Source organism: Cupriavidus sp. 01T418 (assembly GCF_056398885.1).
In genome coordinates this window covers 162,127-180,174 of the sequence record NZ_JBFTQG010000002.1, presented here as the reverse complement: position 1 = coordinate 180,174, position 18,048 = coordinate 162,127, and the positions used below count along the sequence as shown (strand labels likewise).

Annotated in this window: 18 protein-coding genes; 11 read left to right on the top strand and 7 right to left on the bottom strand. The window is 66.4% G+C overall.

The features are described 5' to 3' along the window. Nucleotides 1-67: 67 nt before the first annotated feature. From ilvC to AC1DQ3_RS02875, 3 genes are all read right to left on the bottom strand, one after another. On the bottom strand, nucleotides 68-1,084 hold the full coding sequence (ilvC, locus tag AC1DQ3_RS02885; protein ID WP_043344720.1) for a ketol-acid reductoisomerase: 1,017 nt from the start codon (nucleotides 1,082-1,084) through the stop codon (nucleotides 68-70). Nucleotides 1,085-1,181: 97 nt separating this feature from the next. Beyond that, a complete protein-coding gene (ilvN, locus tag AC1DQ3_RS02880) occupies nucleotides 1,182-1,673 on the bottom strand; it encodes an acetolactate synthase small subunit (protein WP_020203618.1) in 492 nt (163 codons plus the stop codon). Then, complete coding sequence (locus tag AC1DQ3_RS02875) at nucleotides 1,673-3,433, bottom strand: acetolactate synthase 3 catalytic subunit (RefSeq protein ID WP_477118663.1); 1,761 nt, start codon at nucleotides 3,431-3,433, stop codon at nucleotides 1,673-1,675. The genes ilvN and AC1DQ3_RS02875 overlap by 1 nt, the downstream gene beginning before the upstream one ends. A gap of 367 nt (nucleotides 3,434-3,800) precedes the next feature. Between AC1DQ3_RS02875 and AC1DQ3_RS02870 the strand changes: the two genes are divergently transcribed. The 10 genes from AC1DQ3_RS02870 to AC1DQ3_RS02825 all read left to right on the top strand — a co-directional run bounded on the left by AC1DQ3_RS02870 (nucleotide 3,801) and on the right by AC1DQ3_RS02825 (nucleotide 11,577). Beyond that, entirely contained in the window at nucleotides 3,801-4,367 is a 567-nt protein-coding gene (locus AC1DQ3_RS02870; RefSeq protein ID WP_477118911.1) for an RNA polymerase sigma factor, read from the top strand. Next, nucleotides 4,364-4,798, top strand: a complete 435-nt coding sequence (locus tag AC1DQ3_RS02865; protein ID WP_477118662.1) for a DUF3619 family protein — start codon at nucleotides 4,364-4,366, stop codon at nucleotides 4,796-4,798. Before AC1DQ3_RS02870 ends, AC1DQ3_RS02865 begins: the two co-directional genes overlap by 4 nt. 1 nt (nucleotide 4,799) lies before the next feature. Continuing rightward, a complete protein-coding gene (locus tag AC1DQ3_RS02860) occupies nucleotides 4,800-5,543 on the top strand; it encodes a DUF3106 domain-containing protein (RefSeq protein WP_477118661.1) in 744 nt (247 codons plus the stop codon). A gap of 276 nt (nucleotides 5,544-5,819) precedes the next feature. Continuing rightward, nucleotides 5,820-6,419, top strand: coding sequence for an RDD family protein (locus AC1DQ3_RS02855; RefSeq protein WP_477118660.1), 600 nt, complete (start codon nucleotides 5,820-5,822; stop codon nucleotides 6,417-6,419). Then, nucleotides 6,416-7,387: an esterase/lipase family protein gene (locus AC1DQ3_RS02850; RefSeq protein ID WP_477118659.1), complete on the top strand. Its 972-nt coding sequence runs from the start codon at nucleotides 6,416-6,418 to the stop codon at nucleotides 7,385-7,387. Before AC1DQ3_RS02855 ends, AC1DQ3_RS02850 begins: the two co-directional genes overlap by 4 nt. A 240-nt stretch (nucleotides 7,388-7,627) precedes the next feature. Beyond that, nucleotides 7,628-8,527, top strand: a complete 900-nt coding sequence (locus tag AC1DQ3_RS02845) for a UDP-2,3-diacylglucosamine diphosphatase (RefSeq protein WP_477118910.1) — start codon at nucleotides 7,628-7,630, stop codon at nucleotides 8,525-8,527. 96 nt (nucleotides 8,528-8,623) lie between these two features. Beyond that, a complete protein-coding gene (locus AC1DQ3_RS02840) occupies nucleotides 8,624-9,766 on the top strand; it encodes a glycosyltransferase family 4 protein (protein WP_477118658.1) in 1,143 nt (380 codons plus the stop codon). Further along, nucleotides 9,669-10,166: a diacylglycerol kinase gene (locus tag AC1DQ3_RS02835; RefSeq protein ID WP_477118657.1), complete on the top strand. Its 498-nt coding sequence runs from the start codon at nucleotides 9,669-9,671 to the stop codon at nucleotides 10,164-10,166. Before AC1DQ3_RS02840 ends, AC1DQ3_RS02835 begins: the two co-directional genes overlap by 98 nt. 134 nt (nucleotides 10,167-10,300) lie before the next feature. Beyond that, the gene (locus AC1DQ3_RS02830) at nucleotides 10,301-10,996 is read left to right on the top strand and encodes a TetR/AcrR family transcriptional regulator (RefSeq protein WP_477118656.1); all 696 of its coding nucleotides are present in this window, start codon (nucleotides 10,301-10,303) and stop codon (nucleotides 10,994-10,996) included. Further along, entirely contained in the window at nucleotides 10,993-11,577 is a 585-nt protein-coding gene (locus AC1DQ3_RS02825) for an LOG family protein (RefSeq protein WP_477118655.1), read from the top strand. The genes AC1DQ3_RS02830 and AC1DQ3_RS02825 overlap by 4 nt, the downstream gene beginning before the upstream one ends. A 22-nt stretch (nucleotides 11,578-11,599) precedes the next feature. Here AC1DQ3_RS02825 and AC1DQ3_RS02820 read toward each other — a convergent pair whose 3' ends face one another. The 4 genes from AC1DQ3_RS02820 to AC1DQ3_RS02805 form a co-directional block, all read right to left on the bottom strand. Next, entirely contained in the window at nucleotides 11,600-12,217 is a 618-nt protein-coding gene (locus AC1DQ3_RS02820) for a DUF924 family protein (RefSeq protein ID WP_477118654.1), read from the bottom strand. Nucleotides 12,218-12,237: 20 nt separating this feature from the next. Continuing rightward, nucleotides 12,238-12,657, bottom strand: coding sequence for a group II truncated hemoglobin (locus AC1DQ3_RS02815; protein ID WP_477118653.1), 420 nt, complete (start codon nucleotides 12,655-12,657; stop codon nucleotides 12,238-12,240). Nucleotides 12,658-12,710: 53 nt separating this feature from the next. Next, nucleotides 12,711-15,239, bottom strand: a complete 2,529-nt coding sequence (locus AC1DQ3_RS02810; protein WP_477118909.1) for an ABC transporter permease — start codon at nucleotides 15,237-15,239, stop codon at nucleotides 12,711-12,713. 334 nt (nucleotides 15,240-15,573) lie between these two features. Next, nucleotides 15,574-16,191 (bottom strand): DUF4126 domain-containing protein, encoded by a 618-nt coding sequence (locus tag AC1DQ3_RS02805; protein WP_477118652.1) that lies wholly within the window; start codon nucleotides 16,189-16,191, stop codon nucleotides 15,574-15,576. 425 nt (nucleotides 16,192-16,616) lie between these two features. Between AC1DQ3_RS02805 and AC1DQ3_RS02800 the strand changes: the two genes are divergently transcribed. After that, nucleotides 16,617-17,471, top strand: coding sequence for an ABC transporter substrate-binding protein (locus AC1DQ3_RS02800; protein ID WP_477118651.1), 855 nt, complete (start codon nucleotides 16,617-16,619; stop codon nucleotides 17,469-17,471). The last annotated feature ends 577 nt before the right edge of the window (nucleotides 17,472-18,048 follow it).

The window sequence follows — 18,048 nt, the reverse complement described above, 5'->3', positions numbered from 1 at the left end:
GTGCGGGAAACTGAACGGCCGCGGCCCGCGCCGTCAGCCGCGGCAGGCCGTAGGACTGCGGTACAGCTTAGTTCTTCGACTGGTCGACCAGCTTGTTCTTGGCGATCCAGGGCATCATGGCGCGCAGCTTGGCACCCACTTCCTCGATCTGGTGCTCGGCCGTCAGGCGGCGGCGCGAGATCAGGGTCGGGGCGCCGGCCTTGTTTTCCAGCAGGAAGCTCTTGGCGTATTCGCCGGTCTGGATGTCGGTCAGGCACTGCTTCATGGCCTTCTTGGTCTCCTCGGTCACGACGCGCGGGCCGGTGACGTATTCGCCGTATTCGGCGTTGTTGGAGATCGAGTAGTTCATGTTGGCAATGCCGCCTTCATAGATCAGGTCGACGATCAGCTTGAGTTCGTGCAGGCACTCGAAGTAAGCCATTTCCGGCGCGTAGCCGGCTTCCACCAGCGTTTCGAAGCCAGCCTTGATCAGTTCCACGGTACCGCCGCACAGCACGGCCTGCTCGCCGAACAGGTCGGTTTCGGTTTCTTCGCGGAAGTTGGTCTCGATGATGCCGGCACGGCCGCCGCCGTTGGCGGTGGCGTACGACAGGGCGATGTCACGGGCGGCGCCGGACTTGTCCTGGTGCACGGCGATCAGGTGGGGCACGCCGCCGCCTTGTGCGTAGGTCGAACGCACCGTGTGGCCCGGGGCCTTCGGGGCGATCATGATCACGTCCAGGTCGGCGCGCGGGATCACGGCACCGTAGTGCACGTTGAAACCGTGGGCGAAGGCCAGCGCTGCGCCTTGCTTGATGTTGTCGTGCACTTCGTTCTTGTACACGTCGGCGATCTGCTCGTCCGGCAGCAGGATCATGACCACGTCGGCGTCCTTGACGGCGTCGGCCACTTCCTTGACTTGCAGGCCGGCGTTGACCGCCTTGTTCCACGATGCGCCGCTCTTGCGCAGGCCGACCGTGACCTTGACGCCGGAGTCGTTCAGGTTCTGTGCGTGAGCATGGCCTTGCGAGCCGTAGCCGATGATGGTGACGTTCTTGCCCTTGATCAGGGAGAGGTCGGCGTCCTTGTCGTAAAACACTTTCATGATGATTCCTTCGATCTTTCGTTTTCGTGTGTTGGGTTGGCGGCTACCACCCGGCTAGCGCCGGCACCGGTGCCGCCTCTGGATACTGCAATCAGGTTCAGACCTTCAGGATGCGCTCGCCGCGGCCAATGCCCGAGCCGCCGGTACGGACGGTCTCGAGGATGGCAGCGCGGTCGATCGCGTCCAGGAAGGCATCCAGCTTGACGCCGTTGCCGGTCAGCTCAATGGTGTAGGTCTTCTCGGTGACGTCGATGATGCGGCCGCGGAAGATGTCAGCGGTGCGCTTCATTTCCTCGCGCTCCTTGCCCACCGCGCGCACCTTGACGAGCATCAGCTCGCGCTCGATGTGCGCGCCTTCGGTCAGGTCCACCACCTTGACCACTTCCACCAGGCGGTTCAGGTGCTTGGTGATCTGCTCGATCACGTCGTCCGACCCGCTGGTGACGATGGTCATGCGCGACAGCGAGGCGTCTTCGGTGGGGGCCACCGTCAGCGTCTCGATGTTGTAGCCGCGCGCCGAGAACAGACCAACCACGCGCGACAGCGCACCGGGTTCATTTTCCAGCAGGACCGAAATGATATGTCGCATTACAGGTCCTCCGCGCCAAGCAGCATTTCGGAGATACCCTTGCCGGACTGCACCATCGGCCACACGTTTTCAGTCGGGTCGGTCTGGAAGTCGAGGAACACGGTACGGTCCTTCAGGCGGAAGGCTTCGCGCAGCGCGGGCTCGACGTCGGCCGTCTTCTCGATGCGCATGCCGATGTGGCCATAGGCCTCGGCCAGCTTGACGAAGTCGGGCAGCGCGTCCATGTAGGAATGCGAGTAGCGGTTGTCGTACTCGATCTCCTGCCACTGGCGCACCATGCCGAGGTAGCGGTTGTTGAGCGCGCAGATCTTCACCGGGGTGTCGTACTGCAGGCAGGTCGACAGTTCCTGGATGTTCATCTGGATCGAGCCTTCGCCGGTGATGGTCACCACTTCCTTCTCGGGGAAGGCTTTCTTGATGCCCATCGCATACGGCAGGCCCACGCCCATCGTGCCCAGGCCACCGGAATTGATCCAGCGGCGCGGCTCGTTGAACTTGTAGAACTGCGCGGCCCACATCTGGTGCTGGCCCACGTCGGAGCAGACAAAGGCATCGCCGTGGGTCAGTTCCCAGATCTTTTCCACCACGTACTGCGGCTTGATGATCTCGGATTCGCGATCGTACTTGAGGCAGTCCACCGAACGCCACTGCTCGATCTGTTCCCACCACTTGGCCAGGGCCTCGCGCTTGGGCTTGACGTCGCTGGCCTGCAGCTGCGCAATCAGCTCCTGCAGCACATCCCTGACGTGGCCCACGATGGGAATGTCGACCTTGACGCGCTTCGAGATGGAAGACGGATCGATGTCGATATGGATGATCTTGCGCGGCTGCGAGGTGAAGTGCGCCGGATTGCCGATCACGCGGTCGTCGAAACGGGCGCCGATGGCAATCAGCACGTCGCAGTGCTGCATGGCCATGTTGGCTTCATACGTGCCGTGCATGCCAAGCATGCCGACGAACTGCTTGCTGGTGCCGGGGAACGAGCCCAGGCCCATCAGCGTGTTGGTGACCGGATGGCCGGTCAGCGCGGCCAGCTGGCGCAACTCCTCGCTGGCATTGGCCAGCACCACCCCGCCGCCTGCGTAGATGTACGGGCGTTCGGCACCCTGCAACAGCGCAAGCGCCTTGCGGATCTGGCCCGAATGGCCCTTGTTCACCGGGCTGTACGAGCGCATGTCGATCGACTTGGGGTACTCGTACTTGCAGGAATTGCGGGAGACGTCCTTGGGAATATCGACGACAACCGGGCCGGGGCGGCCGGTCGCGGCGATATAGAACGCCTTCTTGATGGTCGAAGCGAGATCGCGGACGTCCTTGACCAGGAAGTTGTGCTTGACGATGGGGCGGGTAATGCCGACCGTGTCGCATTCCTGGAAAGCATCCTGCCCGATCGCGTGCGTCGGCACGTTACCGGTGATGATCACCATCGGGATCGAGTCCAGGTAGGCCGTGGCAATGCCCGTCACCGCATTGGTGACGCCGGGACCGGAGGTCACCAGGGCGCAGCCCACCTTGCCGGTCGCACGTGCATAGCCGTCTGCGGCGTGAACCGCGGCCTGCTCGTGGCGCACCAGGATGTGCTCGATCTTCTTTTGCTTGTAAAACTCGTCGTAGATATACAGCACTGCGCCGCCGGGGTAGCCCCAGACGTACTCGACGCCTTCTTCGGCAAGTGCGTGAACGAGAATTTCCGCCCCGATCATTTCGGGTGCGGCGGATGAATTGCTGTCTGCGTGGAATTCCGCGCTGGGCATGTTCATATTAGTCCTTTGCAATTTTCGGCAAAAAATTGTTCGGATGCTCTCTGCCGGGCTTGTGGCACGGGTTCAAGCGGTGCGCGTCTGCATGATAGACCGCCTCATAAGCGGCCGAATGAGACAACCACTGATGTCGTGTGAACCAGCGATGATACTGCATTGCATCAGAGTGGTCTACGGCCATATTGCATCCCGGGCGCTTCGCACCAGATCGGCAGCATCCTGCCCATCGCGCGCCTGAATGACCACAAGAGAGAACAAGGATGGTCACAGGGGGGGTTATTTGCTAGCATCCCAGCATTTTGGACGTGCAAGAAGCCGTTTTCTGCACATCCGTCGGCCAAGGCCCCACCGTCCGTACCCCGCCTGCATGGCTACCGATCAGGAACTATCCGACTTTCTCGCCAGCGTCGAGCGGCGTGCCTTCAAACAGGCCGTATTTGCGGTGCGCGACGACGAAGCTGCCCTGGACATTGTCCAGGACGCAATGATCAAGCTCGCCGAAAAATACGGCGACAAGAGCGCCGCGGAGCTTGCGCCGCTTTTTCAGCGCATCCTGCAGAACACGATCCACGACTGGTTCCGCCGCCAGAAAGTACGCAATACCTGGGTCACGCTGTTTTCCAACCTGCGCGACGACCGTGAAGGCGAGGACAATGACCTGCTCGACACTTTCGAGGCCGAAATCGGCACCGAATCGGCCGAGAGCAGCGCCGACAAGGTGGAGCGCGCCCAGACCATGCACATCATCGAACAGGAAATACAGCGCCTGCCGGCACGTCAACGCGAAGCCTTCCTGATGCGTTACTGGGAGGATATGGACGTCGCGGAAACCGCTGCTGTCATGGGATGCTCCGAAGGCAGCGTCAAGACGCACTGTTCCCGCGCCACGCACACACTGGCGCAGGCATTGCGAGCGCGGGGGGTCCGATTATGAGCACGAGAAACGAAAAAGAAATCAACGAACGCCGCCTGGCACATGAGATTCGCACGGCACTGGATGCCTCTGCCCATGCGTTGCCGGACAATGTAACCGATCGGCTTTCCGCCGCGCGGCGGATTGCGCTGGCCCGCAAGAAGGCGCAAGCCGCTGTCACCGTGCCGCAACTGGCCGCGGCCGGGATGCACACGGTCTACTTCGACGAGGATGACACGCCACTGCATCGCGCGGGCGCGTGGCTTCGCCGTCTCGGGCTGGTTTGGACGCTGGTGGCCCTGGCCGCCGGGCTGTTCGGCATCTACCACTGGCAACAGCAGCAGCGCGTCGATGAACTCGCTGACGTGGATGCCGCCATGCTGCTCGACGACCTCCCGCCCACAGCCTATGCCGACCAAGGCTTCCACGTGTTCCTGAAACGCGGCCAGTAGCATGACCAGCGCCAACTTCAACCCCGACGCGCAGCGCCGGCGGCTGGCAGCCTTGCTGCTGTCCGCGGTGGCTGCCGCCACGACCTTTCTCGTGGCGCCGCTGGCGTGCCAGGCGCAAGGCGACACCCGCGCGCCTGCCGCCGTGAACGCGAACGCCCGCCCCACCTGGGATGAACTCACCCCCGTGCAGCAGCGGATTCTCGCGCCGCTCTCGGGTGAGTGGAACAATTTCCCCGAACTGAACCGGCGGAAATGGCTGCAGATCGCCGAGCGTTATCCGAAGTTCTCGCCCGCGGATCAGGCACGCCTGCAGACCCGCATGTCCGAATGGGTCAAGCTGACGCCCCAGCAGCGCCGCGTGGCGCGCGAAAACTACCAGATCACGCGATCGCTGCCGGCCAAGAAGAAGGCCGAGGCCTGGGACGAATACCAGCAGTTGCCGGAAGAGCAGAAGAAGAACCTGGCGGCGGCCGAGAAAGTGCCGCGCCGCCCGGGCGCCGTCAGCGCACTGCCCTCGGGCAAGCGCCTGCCCGCCGAAACCACGCGCCAGCTGCACCCGGAAAAGAAGGCGCCGGCCACGGGCGCTGCCGCGGCCAAGCGCACGCCGGCACCGGCCTCCGCACCGGCGCCCGAGCCCCAGGCTGCCCCAGCCACCGCGCCCGCGGCGCTGCCTGCGCCGCGCGAAGCCGCCACCGAAGCGACTGCCAGCAGCCCCGCCAATCCCGACGACGCGGTGCGCCGCTGAACGCCTGCTGTGCCGCTGTCCCGGGTTGCCATACCCGGACGATCCCGGCTTTGGCATAATGCCGCTTGTGCTGGCCCAGCCGCGCTTGTCAGCTGCCTCGCGGCCGGTTGCCGCCCGGCCTCGCGGCGGACGCCGCTGCCGCGCATGACAGGGATACCACGGGATTGCCGTCAGGCCCTCTCATCTGGCAGCCTTATTTACCTGGCGGCCCGCCGTCCGCTCCGGCATGACCACCGTGCCGGCGCCCGGACCTCGCCGCTTTCCCGTCTGATCGCCATGCCTGCCGCCTCCACGACCCAATCCAAAGCCAAGCCGGCCCTATCCGCCGCGCCAGCCAGTCCCGCGGCGCCAGCCAGTCCCGCGGCGCCGACGCTGCGCCGCCGCCTTGCCTGCATGCTGTACGAGGGCGTGCTGCTGTTCGGCGTGCTGAGCGCCTCCACCGGGCTCTACCTGCTGGCGCGCCCGGGCCTGCAGCAACTGGGCCTGGATGGCCGCTTCACCATGCAATGCTGGAGCTTCCTGGTGCTGGGCTGCTATTTCGTCTGGTTCTGGCAGCGCAACGGCCAGACCCTGGCCATGCAGACCTGGCGCATGCGCGTGGAGACGGCGGCGGGCACGCCCCCGCGCTGGCCGCAGGCCGCGCTGCGCTACGTGCTGGCATGGCTGTGGCTGCCGCCCGCGGCAGCGGCCGGCCACCTGCTCGGCCTTGCCAAGGGGCCCTTCGTTGGCGTGCTGTGTGCCGGGCTGCTGATCTGGTTCATGCTGGCCTGGCTGGACCCCAGGCGCCAGTTCCTGCACGACCGGCTCGCCCGCACCCGCCTTACCGATCTGCGCGATCTTCGCGATCTTCGCGACCTGCGACCGCCCAAGCCATGAACCTGTCGGCCGCCGCCCTGCGCCGCATCGCGGTGGCATTGCAGGCCGCCGCCGCGCTCGGCTGCGCCGCCGCGCTCCACGCCTGGTGTGGCTGGCCTCTGGCCCTGCTGGCCGGCACAGGGGCGGTGCTGGCAGCGCTGGGACTCTCCGTCGCCGGCGCCTTTGCCATCTCCCTGCGCGGTCTTGGCGAACCCGCCGAGACCCGCCCCCCGTTTCCGCCCGCCTTGCAGGCCACCCGGCCTGCGTCGCTCACGCTGCCCCAGGCGCTGGCCTGCTACCTGCGCGAATACGCTGCCGTGTTCCGCATGTTCAACTGGCTGCAGCCGTTCTGTTCGCACCGGCGCTTGCATCCGGCCAAGGCGCCGAGTTCGCGCCCGCCGCTGCTGCTGGTGCACGGCTACGGCTGCAACCATGCGGTGTGGCTCGATATGCAGCCGGCCCTGGCCGCGGCCGGCTATCACTGCGAGGCGATCGACCTGGAGCCGGTCTTCGGCGACATCGATCAATACGCCCTCGAAGTACGCGCCGCCGTGGCGCGCATCGCCGCCACCACCGGTCAGCCTCCGCTGCTGCTCTGCCACAGCATGGGCGGCCTGGCTGCGCGCGCCGCGCTGGCCGGCAGGGGCGCGCCGCCACCCTGCCGCGGCATCGTCACGCTGGGCACCCCGCACCACGGCTGCGTGCTGGCGCGCTATGGCAGCGGCTTCAACGCACGCCAGATGCGCTGCGGCAGTGCCTGGCTGCGCGCGCTGGCCGCACGGGAAACGCCTCGCCAGCGCGCCGCCCTGGTGTCGATCTTCAGCTGGCACGACTCCATCGCCGGGCCGGTCGGCACCGCATGGCTGGAAGGCACCCACCACGTCCCCCTGGCCGGCATCGGCCATGTCGGTTTGCTGCGACACCCGCTGGCCGTGCAGGCCGCGCTGCTCGCGCTGGCGCAGTTGTCGGCGGTGGCGCCCGCGGCCTGAGCGCATCGCCGCAAGCATGGCGGCGACGCAACGGTCATATGACATTCATGTTTCTGTCACGGCTCCGTCACGCGCCACAGGCCCAATGCAGCCATCGTCGCTACTGGGGCCGCCATGGTTCAAGCTCTTCGTTCTGCTTGCGGACGTCTGGCCAAGGCCATGCATCTGCTGCGCAGCCGCACCGCCGGGTCGCAATCCCTGCCTCGCCCCTTGTCCTTGTCCGCCGCGCTGGCCGCGTTCATGCCACCGGCCAGCCCTTTGCAGCCTCCAGCGCGGTCCGCCAACCCTCCCGGCCCCGCCAATCCTGCCGGTCACGCCCCGCCGGACGCCACCGTCCAAACCCCGCATTCCGCCCATCCGGCACGCCACTACCGCGCCATCTGGCTGTCCGACATCCACCTCGGCACGCCTGGGTGCGAGGCCGACTACCTGCTCGACTTCCTCAAGCACAATGAATCGGACCAGCTTTACCTGGTCGGCGACATCATCGATGGCTGGCAACTGCGCCGCGGCTGGTACTGGCCGCAGAGCCACAACGACGTGGTGCAGAAGCTGCTGCGCAAGGCGCGCAAGGGCACCGAGGTGATCTACGTGCCGGGCAACCATGATGAAGCCGCGCGCCAGTTCGACGGCCTCGCCTTCGGCGACATCACGGTGCGCGAAGACACCATCCACGTCACCGCCGCCGGCCGGCGCCTGTGGGTAGTGCACGGCGACCTGTTCGACGGCGTGGTGCAGCACGCGCGCTGGCTCGCCTACCTGGGCGACTCGCTGTACACCGTGATCCTGGCCATCAACCGCCACTTCAACCGCATTCGTGCCCGCCTCGGCTTCCCCTACTGGTCGCTTTCGCAGTACCTGAAGCACCAGGTCAAGAACGCCGTCAACTACATCAACTCCTTCGAGCACGCGATGGTGGACGAAGCGCGCCGGCGCGGCTGCGACGGCGTGGTCTGCGGCCATATCCACAAGGCCGAGATCCGTGAGGTGGACGGCCAGCTCTATTGCAACGACGGGGACTGGGTGGAAAGCCTGTCCGCCCTGGTGGAAACCCAGGAAGGCGAGCTGCAGATCGTGTACTGGACCACCATGCTCGACGCGCCGGCCACGGCCAGCCGCCGCGCTACAGCCACCGCCTGACCAGGGGCGGGATGCCGTCACCGTCGCCGATCGCCACGATCGCCCTGGCGTCGCCGACGCCGGTCACCCACGCGGCCCCGGCCGCAAGGAGCATGCATGAAGATCCTGATCGTCACCGATGCCTGGGAGCCGCAAGTCAATGGCGTGGTGCGCACGCTCAAGTCGACCCGCCGCGAGCTGATGGCGATGGGGCACACGGTGGAACTGATCACGCCGCAGGAATTCCGCACCATTCCCTGCCCGACCTACCCCGAAATCGCGCTATCGCTGTTCGCCGGCGCCAAGGTCAGGGAGCGCATCCGTGCCTTCGCGCCGGATGCGCTGCATATCGCCACCGAGGGGCCGCTCGGGCTGGCGGCACGCCGCTTCGCGATCCGCGAGCAACTGCCGTTCACCACGGCGTACCACACGCGTTTCCCCGAGTACGTGCAGGCGCGCTTCGGCATCCCGCTGGCGTGGACCTACCGCTTCCTGCACTGGTTCCACGGCCCGGCGCGCGCGGTGATGGCGCCCACGCCCGTGGTGCTGAAGGACCTGGCCCACTTCGGCATCACGCACGGCGTGCTGTGGACCCGCGGCGTCGACCTCGATGTATTTACCGCGCAGCAGGCCAACGTGCTTAACACGGCGCACCCGATCTTTCTCTACGTTGGCCGTGTTGCCGTGGAGAAGAACGTCGAAGCCTTCCTCGCACTGGACCTGCCGGGCTCCAAATGGGTGGTGGGCGACGGGCCGGCGCTGGCGTCACTGCGCGCGCGCTATCCGGGCGTCAGCTACCTGGGCGTGCTGACCCAGCCGGAACTGGCCAAGGTGTATGCTTCAGCAGACGTCTTCGTATTCCCCAGCCGCACCGACACGTTCGGTCTGGTCTTGCTCGAAGCCCTGGCCAGCGGCCTGCCGGTGGCGGCCTATCCGGTGACCGGGCCGATCGATGTGCTCGGCGGCAGTGACGCCGGGGTGATGCACGAAGACTTGCGCGAAGCTTGCCTGGAAGCGCTGCGCATCGACCGCGCCACCGCGCGTGCCCATGCCGAGCGGTTCTCGTGGCGTGCCGCCTCCGAGCAGTTCCTGACTCACCTGCAGCCGCTGCCAGCCGTATGCGCGGCTCCGGACGGCACCGCTGCCCGCACCTCATCCGAACATGCCGACTCCGCATCTCAAGCCGTCCGACCCTCACCGCCCAGCGCCGCAGATCTCGGCGCCGGCCCCGGACTCGCCGAACAGCGACTACACGATTGAGCAGAATCCTCACAAAGGCAACCGCGGCCTGGCGCGGGCCTGGCATGCCGGCATCAATTCGCTGTCCGGCCTGCGCTACGCGGTACTGGAAGAAAGCGCATTCCGCCAGGAGCTGACGCTGGTCGCGATCCTGACGCCCTGCGCCCTGCTGCTGCCGGTTGGCATCGTGGAGCGCATCCTGCTGCTGGGCACCTTGCTGCTGGTGCTGATCGTGGAACTGCTCAACTCCAGCGTGGAAGCCGCGGTCGATCGCATCTCGCTGGAGCGCCATAGCCTGTCCAAGCGCGCCAAGGATTTCGGCAGCGCCGCGGTCATGCTGGCGCTGGTGCTGTGCGCCGGCACCTGGCTCGCCATTGCCGGACCGATCGTGACGGGCTGGCTGTGGGCGCTGGCAGCCTGACCAACACGATCGGTCCGTTTCGAACGGACTCAAACCGCTCAAGCCGGGCGTCCAGGGCCGATGCGGCATGGCGGCTGACGGCGATTGCTTATAATCGCCGTCAACATACCGAATTGCCGCTCGCCCGGTCGCCCATGGAACTCAAACAGCAAACCGGCCCCCGCCGCACCCGGGACCGCATCCTAGACGCTTCGCTCCGCCTGTTCAACGAACTGGGCGAACCCAACGTCACGACCACGACCATTGCGGAAGCCATGGCGATCAGTCCCGGCAATCTCTACTATCACTTCCGCAACAAGGACGACATCATCAGCTCCATCTTCGTGCTGTTCGAGCAGGAGATGGAGCGCCGCCTCAAGATGCCCGCAAACCGCAAGGCCACGCTGGACGAAAGCTGGGGCTACATGCAGTACATGGCGGAGTTCATGTGGACCTACCGCTTCCTGTACCGCGACATCAACGACCTGCTGGCGCGCAACCGCATGCTGGAGACCAACTTCAAGCGCATCGTCGAGCAGAAGAAGCGCTTTGCGATGGAGATCTGCCGGCAGTTCCAGGAAGACGGCGAGATGGAAGCCACGCCCGAGCAGGTGGATGTCATCTGTACCAATATGGTGGTGGTAGCCACTTACTGGCTGTCTTTCCAGTTCGTCCAGCATCCGCGCCAGTACAACGATGCCGAACAGATCCGCGGCTACCTGCACGGCGCCAGCCATCATATCTTCTCGATCCTGGCCCCTTACCTGCGCGGCTCGGCCCGCCATGCGTTCGACGTGCTGGCCCAGGAATACGCCGCCAAGGGGACGCAGACAGCAAAGGAAATAAAATGAAGTCAGTTTGCATCTATTGCGGCTCCAGCCCCGGCAACCGCCCCGAATACGCCGCCGCGGCGCGCACCATGGGCAAGCTCCTGGCCGAGCGCGGCCTGGCGCTGGTCTACGGCGGGGGCAAGGTCGGGCTGATGGGCATCGTGGCCGATGCCGTGCTGGCGCACGGCGGCACCGCCATCGGCATCATTCCGGATGCGCTGATGCAGAAGGAAGTCGGCCACCGCGGCCTGACCGAGCTGCACGTGGTGCGCAACATGCACGAGCGCAAGCAGATGATGGCCGACCGCGCCGATGCCTTTATCGCCATGCCGGGCGGGGTCGGCACCTTCGAGGAGCTGTTCGAGACCTTCACCTGGCTGCAGCTGGGCTATCACGCCAAGCCGGTGGGGCTGCTCAATGTGGCCGGTTTCTACGACGGCATGCGGGGCTTCCTGCAGCATGCGGTGGATGAAGGCTTCCTGAAGCAGGTTCACAACGAACTGCTGATGACGGATGCCACGCCCGAAGGCATCCTCGACAAGCTCGCCAAAGCGCCGCGCGTGCTGGTGGACAAATGGCAGGAAAAGCGCGCGGAAACCTGATCGCGCTCCCGGCCGGCGCGGTTCAGAACGACGAGCCGGGTTCCCGCAGGAAAGCGCTCTCTTGCGCCGTATTCGGCCGCCCCAGCACGGCATTGCGGTGCGGAAAGCGCCCGAAGCGCTCGATCACCAAGCGGTGCCTGACCGCCCACTCGACGTCGTCCACCCTGCCCCCGCTTTCGTCGCGCAGTGCCGTCATCAGACGTACGGCCTCGTCCTGGTCGGCAAGCGCTTCCGAATGCTCGAACGGCATGTAGCAGAACTTGCGGTGGTATGGCGTAGGCAGCAGGCGCTCCGCACCGCTCCGCACGACCTGCCGGGCCGCCGCCAGCGCCTGCGCGTCGGAGGCGAAGCTGCGCGGCTCGTTGCGAAAGATGTTGCGCGGCATCTGGTCGAGCAGCACGATGCGCGCGCAGGCGCCCTCGGGACTTTGCTCCCAGTCGGCGTTGGCGCCTGCTTGCGTGGCTTCCCACAGCGGCAGGAAGGCCGCGCGCACGGCGGCGTCAAAGCCATCCGACTTGGTGAACCACTCCCGGCGTGAATTGTTCCACGCCGGTGAGCCGGGCGCGCCGAACCAGAAATCGAGGACACGCCGGGCGTCGGCAGGCAGATCCGTGGCAGTGTGGAGATTCGTCCTGGTCATGGGCATGGGCATGGGGGGCGTCAGCGCGGCACGTTGCGCATCCAGTCCGCAGTGCCGAAAAAGGCTTGCATCAGGCGCAGTTGCAGGTCTTCGGGCAGGCCCACATCCTGCATGGCCAGCGCCATGCAGCGCATCCACTGGTCGCGCTCGCTGGTCCCGATCTCGAACGGCATGTGGCGCGCGCGCAGGCGCGGGTGGCCAAAGCGGTCGATAAAGTGATTGGGGCCGCCCAGCCAGCCGCACAGGAACCAGAACAGCTTGTCGCGCGAGCCGTCCAGCGAAGCGGGATGCAGCGAACGCAGCCCCTTGAATTCGGCCTCGAGATCCATCAGGTCGTAGAAACGGTCGACCAGCTCGCGCACGCGCGCCTCGCCGCCGATCAGCGCATAAGCGGTGATTTCGTTAGGGGCGGATTCTTCAGGTTTGGATTCGGTACTCATAAGACACTTGTAAATTCCTGAAACACGGGCAGCATCAACGGCACGAAAGCCGCTCAGGCTTCACGCAGCGTGGCCAGCGCAGGTTGCCGCAGCACCTCGCGCAAACCCAGCCACCCGCCCGCGAAAGCGCACAGCATGCCAGAAAGCACGCCGGCCGGCACGATCCAGCCATTGAAGCGGTAGGGGAAATCGAACGCGAACTGCGACAGGCCCCAGCCCACCGCGATCGCGCCGAGGCTGGCCAGCAAGCCCGCCAGCCCGCCAACAACCAGGAACTCGGCGTACTGCGACTGCCGCACCATCGCTGCCGAAGCGCCCAGTGCCTTGAGCAGGCCCGCGTCGCGCTTGCGCTCGTCGCGCGCGCCGGAGAGCGCCGCGTAAAGCACGGTGACACCAGCCGCCAGGGTGAACACGAACAGGAACTCGACGGCGRCAATGACCTGGTCGAGCACGTCCTGGATCTGGCGCAGGATCAGGTCGGTATTGACCACCGTGATATTCGGGAAAGCCGCCACCAGCCGGTTGCCCAGCGCTGCCTGCCGGGCCGGCAGGTGGAAGGCGGTGATATAGGTCTGCGGCAGGCCCTGCATGGCGGCGGGCGGCAGGATCACGAAGAAGTTCACCCGCATCGAACCCCAGTCCAGTTTGCGCAGCGAGGTGACCGGCGCTTCCACTGCCTGCCCCGCCACATCGAAGCGCAGGGTATCGCCCAGCCGGATCCCCAGCGTCTTGGCGATGCCCTCCTCCACCGAGGCCCCGGCCCTGCCGCCGCCGAGCCAGCGGCCCGCCACCACGCGATTGCCGGCCGGCAGCGCATCGGTATAGGACAGGTTGAACTCGCGCTCGACCAGGTTACGGGCCCGGCCGTCGGAGAAGCGCTCCGCGCGCACGGGCTGGCCGGCGATGTGCGTCAGGCGGCCGCGCACCATCGGGTACAGCAGGTCGTCGATGCCGGCGTGCGCCAGCATGCCGGCCAGCGGCGCGCGCTGATCGGGCTGGATGTTGATGATGAAGCGGTTTGGCGCGTCCGCCGGCGTGGCGTTGCGCCACGAGGCGATCAGGTCGTTGCGGGTCATGCCGAGCAGCAGCAGCGCCATCAGGCCCACCGCCAGCGCCACCGTCTGCAGCACCGTGACGCCGCGGCGGCGCTCCAGCACCGCCAGCGCAAAGCGCCAGCCCACGCTGCCGCGCGCCAGGCGGCCACCGCGCGTCACCCGCCCCAGCAGGGTCAGCAGGCCAAGCGCCAGCAGCGCGAACAGGATGCCGGCGGCGGCAAATCCGCCGGCGGTGGTCAGGCCCAGCCTGAGATCCCGAGCGGCCACCAGCAGCAGCGCCACGAAGGCGCCCAGGCCGAGCCCGTAGGCGATCCAGGTCGACACCGGCGGTGCGCCGATGTCGCGCCGCAGCACGCGCAGCGGCGGCACCCGGGTCAGCGCCAGGAGCGGCGGCAACGCAAAGCCGGCCAGCAGGACAATGCCCGCCAGCAGGCCCACCATGGCCGGCAGGATGGAGGGCTGCGGCAACGTCACGGTCAGCAGATTGCCCAGCGAAAGCAGCAGCCCGTAGTGCGCCAGGTAGCCCAACGCCACGCCGGCAAGCGCGCCGCCGACGCCCAGCAGCATGAACTCCAGCCCGAAGGCCAGCAGGATCTCGCGGCGCGACAGGCCCATGCACTTGTAGACCGCGCAGGCGTCGGTATGGCGCTGCATATAGCGCCGCGCCGACATCGCGATGGCCACCGCGGCGATCATCGACGACAGCACCGCCACCAGCGACAGGAAGCGCTCGGCGCGATCCAGCGTGGCGCGCATTTGCGGCTGGCCGGATTCGAGCGACTCGACGCGGGTGTTGCGCAGCGCGCGCTTGCCGATCTCGGCCTCGGCCCACTGCTGGTAGGCCTGGGCGGCGGCGTCCGGGCCGGCAACCAGCAGGTGGTAAGTGACCCGGCTGCCCCAGCCCACCAGGCCGGTGGAATCCAGGTCCGACAGCGGCAGCATCACGCGCGGCGCGAAATTCATGAAGCCGGTGCCGCGGTCCATCTCCTGCGTGATGATGCGTTCGATGCGAAAGCCTCGGCTGCCCAGCTGGATGATGTCGCCGATGGCAACGCCAAGCGTGTCCAGCAAGGCCTCGTCCACCCAGACGGTGCCCGCGGCGGGAATGCCGGTGGCGGGGCCTTCCGTTGCGCCACGCTCGGCCGCCACCTTCAGTTGCCCGCGCAGCGGGTAGCCCGGGCCGACAGCCTTGAGCGCGGCCAGTTGCGAGCCGGCCTCGGCCGGCGCCGCGCCAGCCGAAGCCTGCGTGCCGGCCTTGCCCGGCGCGCGCGCGCTCGCCATGCTAGGGAAAGTGACGGTCTGCGTCGTGGCCAGGCCGGCCTGGGCGGCATGGCGGGCGAAGACGGCATCGAACGGCTGGTCGGAGACGATCAGCACATCGGAGGCGATCAATTGGCGCGCATCGCGCTCCAGTCCCAGGCGCATGCGGTCGGCCAGGAAGCCCACGCTGCTGAGTGCCGCGACAGCCAGCACCAGCGCGAACAGCAACAGGCTCAACTCGCCGGCGCGCCAGTCGCGCCGCGCCATGCGCAGCGCCTGGCGCCACGGCGAGAAGCGTGCCGGGCGGGCGCCGGACGGCGTGGCCGCGGGGGTGGCGATGGCGGTTACTGGCTGGCGAGCTGGCTGATGAACTGGCTGAGAGGCGGGTTCCGAAGACATTGGGTCTGTTATCTCTTATCTCTTGTCCGTGCACATGCATGGTGGCGGCCTGCCGGGCAGACCGCGCGCGTATTGGTGACAACGGGTGACAACCGGTGACAACCGGTGACACCGGCAAAACAGCAAGCCCTGGCGAATCGCCGCCGCCCGCGAACCGCTGGTGGATACTCGCCAACCGGTTCAGGCCCGGATGACGGCCGCACTAATGCCTGGGCTGGCGCCCGGCCGGCGCCGCAGCCGGCGCACGCTTGGCCAGGGCGTCGCGCAAGCGCCGCACGCCGCGCCACAGCTTGGGCAGCAACCAACCCGCCACCAGCAGCAACAGGACCAGCACCACCAGGAAGGCCACCGGCAGGAAGAACGCCAGCAGCAAGCCGCTGCTGGCGGCAACGTCCTCGCTCAGTGAGGCAGCCCAATTCGAAAACGGTTCCGGGGACACGTTGATCAGCGCGCGCGTGCCGGCCTTGGCGGCGTGGGCGGTGCCGGCCAGGGTGCCGCCCACCAGGCCGGCGGCGACCATCCATTGCGGATCGAGCTGCCCGAACGCCGCGGCGGCCAGGATCGCGCCGGCGGGAATGCGGATAAAGGTCTGGATGCTGTCCCAGAAGGAATCGAAGCCAGGCACCTTGTCGGCCACGAATTCGGCAAGCGCCAGCACCGCGGCCAGCGCGATCACCCACCAGGACTCCAGCGCCTGCAGGCCGGGCGGCAGGTGCAGCCAGCCCGCGCGGCCCAGCGCGCCGGCCGCAAAGACGGCCAGGTAAAGGCGGTATCCGCTGGTCCAGGACAAGCCCGCGGCCAACGCGGCCGTTTCTAGCATGTGGCGCTCCTTGCAGGGTCAGGGCGGCAGGCAGGCAGCCCCGCCGATGCAACCAGTGTAATACGCGAGCGCACATACGGTCGGAATGCTGCCCCGGCCGTGCTCGGGGATCGGTTGGCTTCCTTGCCGCCCGGGCCGTACCAGGGAAGTGCCTGCCGGGGCGCAGGAATGCCTTCGGACCAGGCCATGACGTATCCCGGCAGCGCCTCGATGCGGCGCGCCAAGGCCGGGTCCGACATGAGCGCCAATACCGCGTGCGCCCAGGGCGCGAGCTGGTCGTTCCTGCGCAGTGCCGGATATATTTACTTTAGAGATGTGACTCAACGACAATAGAATGCCATTATGTCCACGGATCTCGCCGCATTTTCACCGATTCTTTAAGTCTGTGGTTTTATGTTTCTAAAAACATAAAACAAGGAGCGACCATGCGGGGCATCCCCGTTTCCAGCCTGTTGCGTCATTTTTTCCGGCGAACCTGCGGCTTCCTGGGCCTGGTTTGCCTGGTCACGCTGGCAGGCGCCAATACGGCGTTCGCCGGCGAACTCAAGCTGGCGACCACCACCAGCACCGAGAACTCCGGCCTGCTCAAATTCCTGCTGCCAAAGTTCGAGCAACGCAGCGGCGTCACGGTGAAGGTGATCGCGGTGGGCTCGGGCAAGGCGATGAAGATGGGAGAGATGGGCGACGTCGATGTGCTGCTGGTGCACGCGCGCAAGCTGGAAGACGAATTCATGGCCGCCGGCTACGGGGTCAACCGCCGCGACGTGATGTACAACGATTTCATCGTGGTCGGCCCGGCCAGCGACCCGGCCAGGCTGAAGGGCGGGAAAGACGTTATCGCCGGCTTCAAGACGATCTCCGCCAGCGGCAGCAAATTCATCTCGCGCGGCGACAACTCCGGCACCGACGTGATGGAGAAGGACTACTGGAAGCAGGCCGGCATCGCGCCCAAGGGCCAGCCGTGGTACGTGAGCGCCGGACTTGGCATGGGCGAGGTGCTGACCATGGCGGCGCAGCTGCCGGGCTATACGCTGTCGGATCGGGCTACGTATGGTGCCTACCGGGCCAAGACCGGGTTGGCTATCGTGCTGGAGGGAGATCCCAGGATGTTCAATCCGTACGGGGTGATTGCCGTCAATCCGGCCAGGCAGCCGGGCACCAATTATGCGGATGCGATGAAGCTGGTGGACTGGATCACTTCGAAGGAAGGGCAGGACACCATTACTGCCTACAAGGTGGAGGGGGAGCAGTTGTTTTTTCCGAGTTATAAGGGGAAGTGAAGGTGGGGGGTGGGGTGGCCTGGGAGCAGAACAATTGGCTCTTGTCGCGTGCTTGGGATTTGAATTTGGCGGTGTTGGTTTTTGGACCCAACAGCCATACGACAACCCCCTGCGGGGGCTGCCGGTCACTTTTCTTTGCGCGGCAAAGAAAACTAACGAAAAGAAAGCCGCCCTGCCGGGAGCAGAGCAATAAGGCTTATGTGGGGCGGTGGTTTCGTCGTACGGCCCTGGGTGTTGGCTGGCGTGTCCCACCGGCGCCAATGGCGGCGCCACTGCTTCTCCCAGTGGTTTCGTGGTGCGGCCCCTGATAGCATGCGCCGCGCCCATCCGGCCATCTGCCGTTCGCGGTGCAAAGGGCCGCGGCATTTCGCGCCTTGCTGGTTTCGTGGTTTTGTCTCTGACGGCAAACACCCTGCCATTGGAGACCCTGCCGTACCGGCTCTGGCCGTGACCGGATTCTCGGCCGTCCTCGTTTCGTGGTGGGCGCGGTGGCCCGGTCGGCTGATGCGAAAAGATGCTCAAACCGGGAAGGTGCTGCTCCGCTCGCCAACCGACGTAACGGCGAGGCCGCAGGCGA

Coding starts and splice junctions, on each gene's coding strand:
- ilvC (WP_043344720.1), bottom strand. CDS start 1,084: ATGAAAGTGTTTTACGACAAGGACGCCGACCTCTCCCTGATCAAGGGC.
- ilvN (WP_020203618.1), bottom strand. CDS start 1,673: ATGCGACATATCATTTCGGTCCTGCTGGAAAATGAACCCGGTGCGCTG.
- AC1DQ3_RS02875 (WP_477118663.1), bottom strand. CDS start 3,433: ATGAACATGCCCAGCGCGGAATTCCACGCAGACAGCAATTCATCCGCC.
- AC1DQ3_RS02870 (WP_477118911.1), top strand. CDS start 3,801: ATGGCTACCGATCAGGAACTATCCGACTTTCTCGCCAGCGTCGAGCGG.
- AC1DQ3_RS02865 (WP_477118662.1), top strand. CDS start 4,364: ATGAGCACGAGAAACGAAAAAGAAATCAACGAACGCCGCCTGGCACAT.
- AC1DQ3_RS02860 (WP_477118661.1), top strand. CDS start 4,800: ATGACCAGCGCCAACTTCAACCCCGACGCGCAGCGCCGGCGGCTGGCA.
- AC1DQ3_RS02855 (WP_477118660.1), top strand. CDS start 5,820: ATGCCTGCCGCCTCCACGACCCAATCCAAAGCCAAGCCGGCCCTATCC.
- AC1DQ3_RS02850 (WP_477118659.1), top strand. CDS start 6,416: ATGAACCTGTCGGCCGCCGCCCTGCGCCGCATCGCGGTGGCATTGCAG.
- AC1DQ3_RS02845 (WP_477118910.1), top strand. CDS start 7,628: ATGCCACCGGCCAGCCCTTTGCAGCCTCCAGCGCGGTCCGCCAACCCT.
- AC1DQ3_RS02840 (WP_477118658.1), top strand. CDS start 8,624: ATGAAGATCCTGATCGTCACCGATGCCTGGGAGCCGCAAGTCAATGGC.
- AC1DQ3_RS02835 (WP_477118657.1), top strand. CDS start 9,669: ATGCCGACTCCGCATCTCAAGCCGTCCGACCCTCACCGCCCAGCGCCG.
- AC1DQ3_RS02830 (WP_477118656.1), top strand. CDS start 10,301: ATGGAACTCAAACAGCAAACCGGCCCCCGCCGCACCCGGGACCGCATC.
- AC1DQ3_RS02825 (WP_477118655.1), top strand. CDS start 10,993: ATGAAGTCAGTTTGCATCTATTGCGGCTCCAGCCCCGGCAACCGCCCC.
- AC1DQ3_RS02820 (WP_477118654.1), bottom strand. CDS start 12,217: ATGACCAGGACGAATCTCCACACTGCCACGGATCTGCCTGCCGACGCC.
- AC1DQ3_RS02815 (WP_477118653.1), bottom strand. CDS start 12,657: ATGAGTACCGAATCCAAACCTGAAGAATCCGCCCCTAACGAAATCACC.
- AC1DQ3_RS02805 (WP_477118652.1), bottom strand. CDS start 16,191: ATGCTAGAAACGGCCGCGTTGGCCGCGGGCTTGTCCTGGACCAGCGGA.
- AC1DQ3_RS02800 (WP_477118651.1), top strand. CDS start 16,617: ATGCGGGGCATCCCCGTTTCCAGCCTGTTGCGTCATTTTTTCCGGCGA.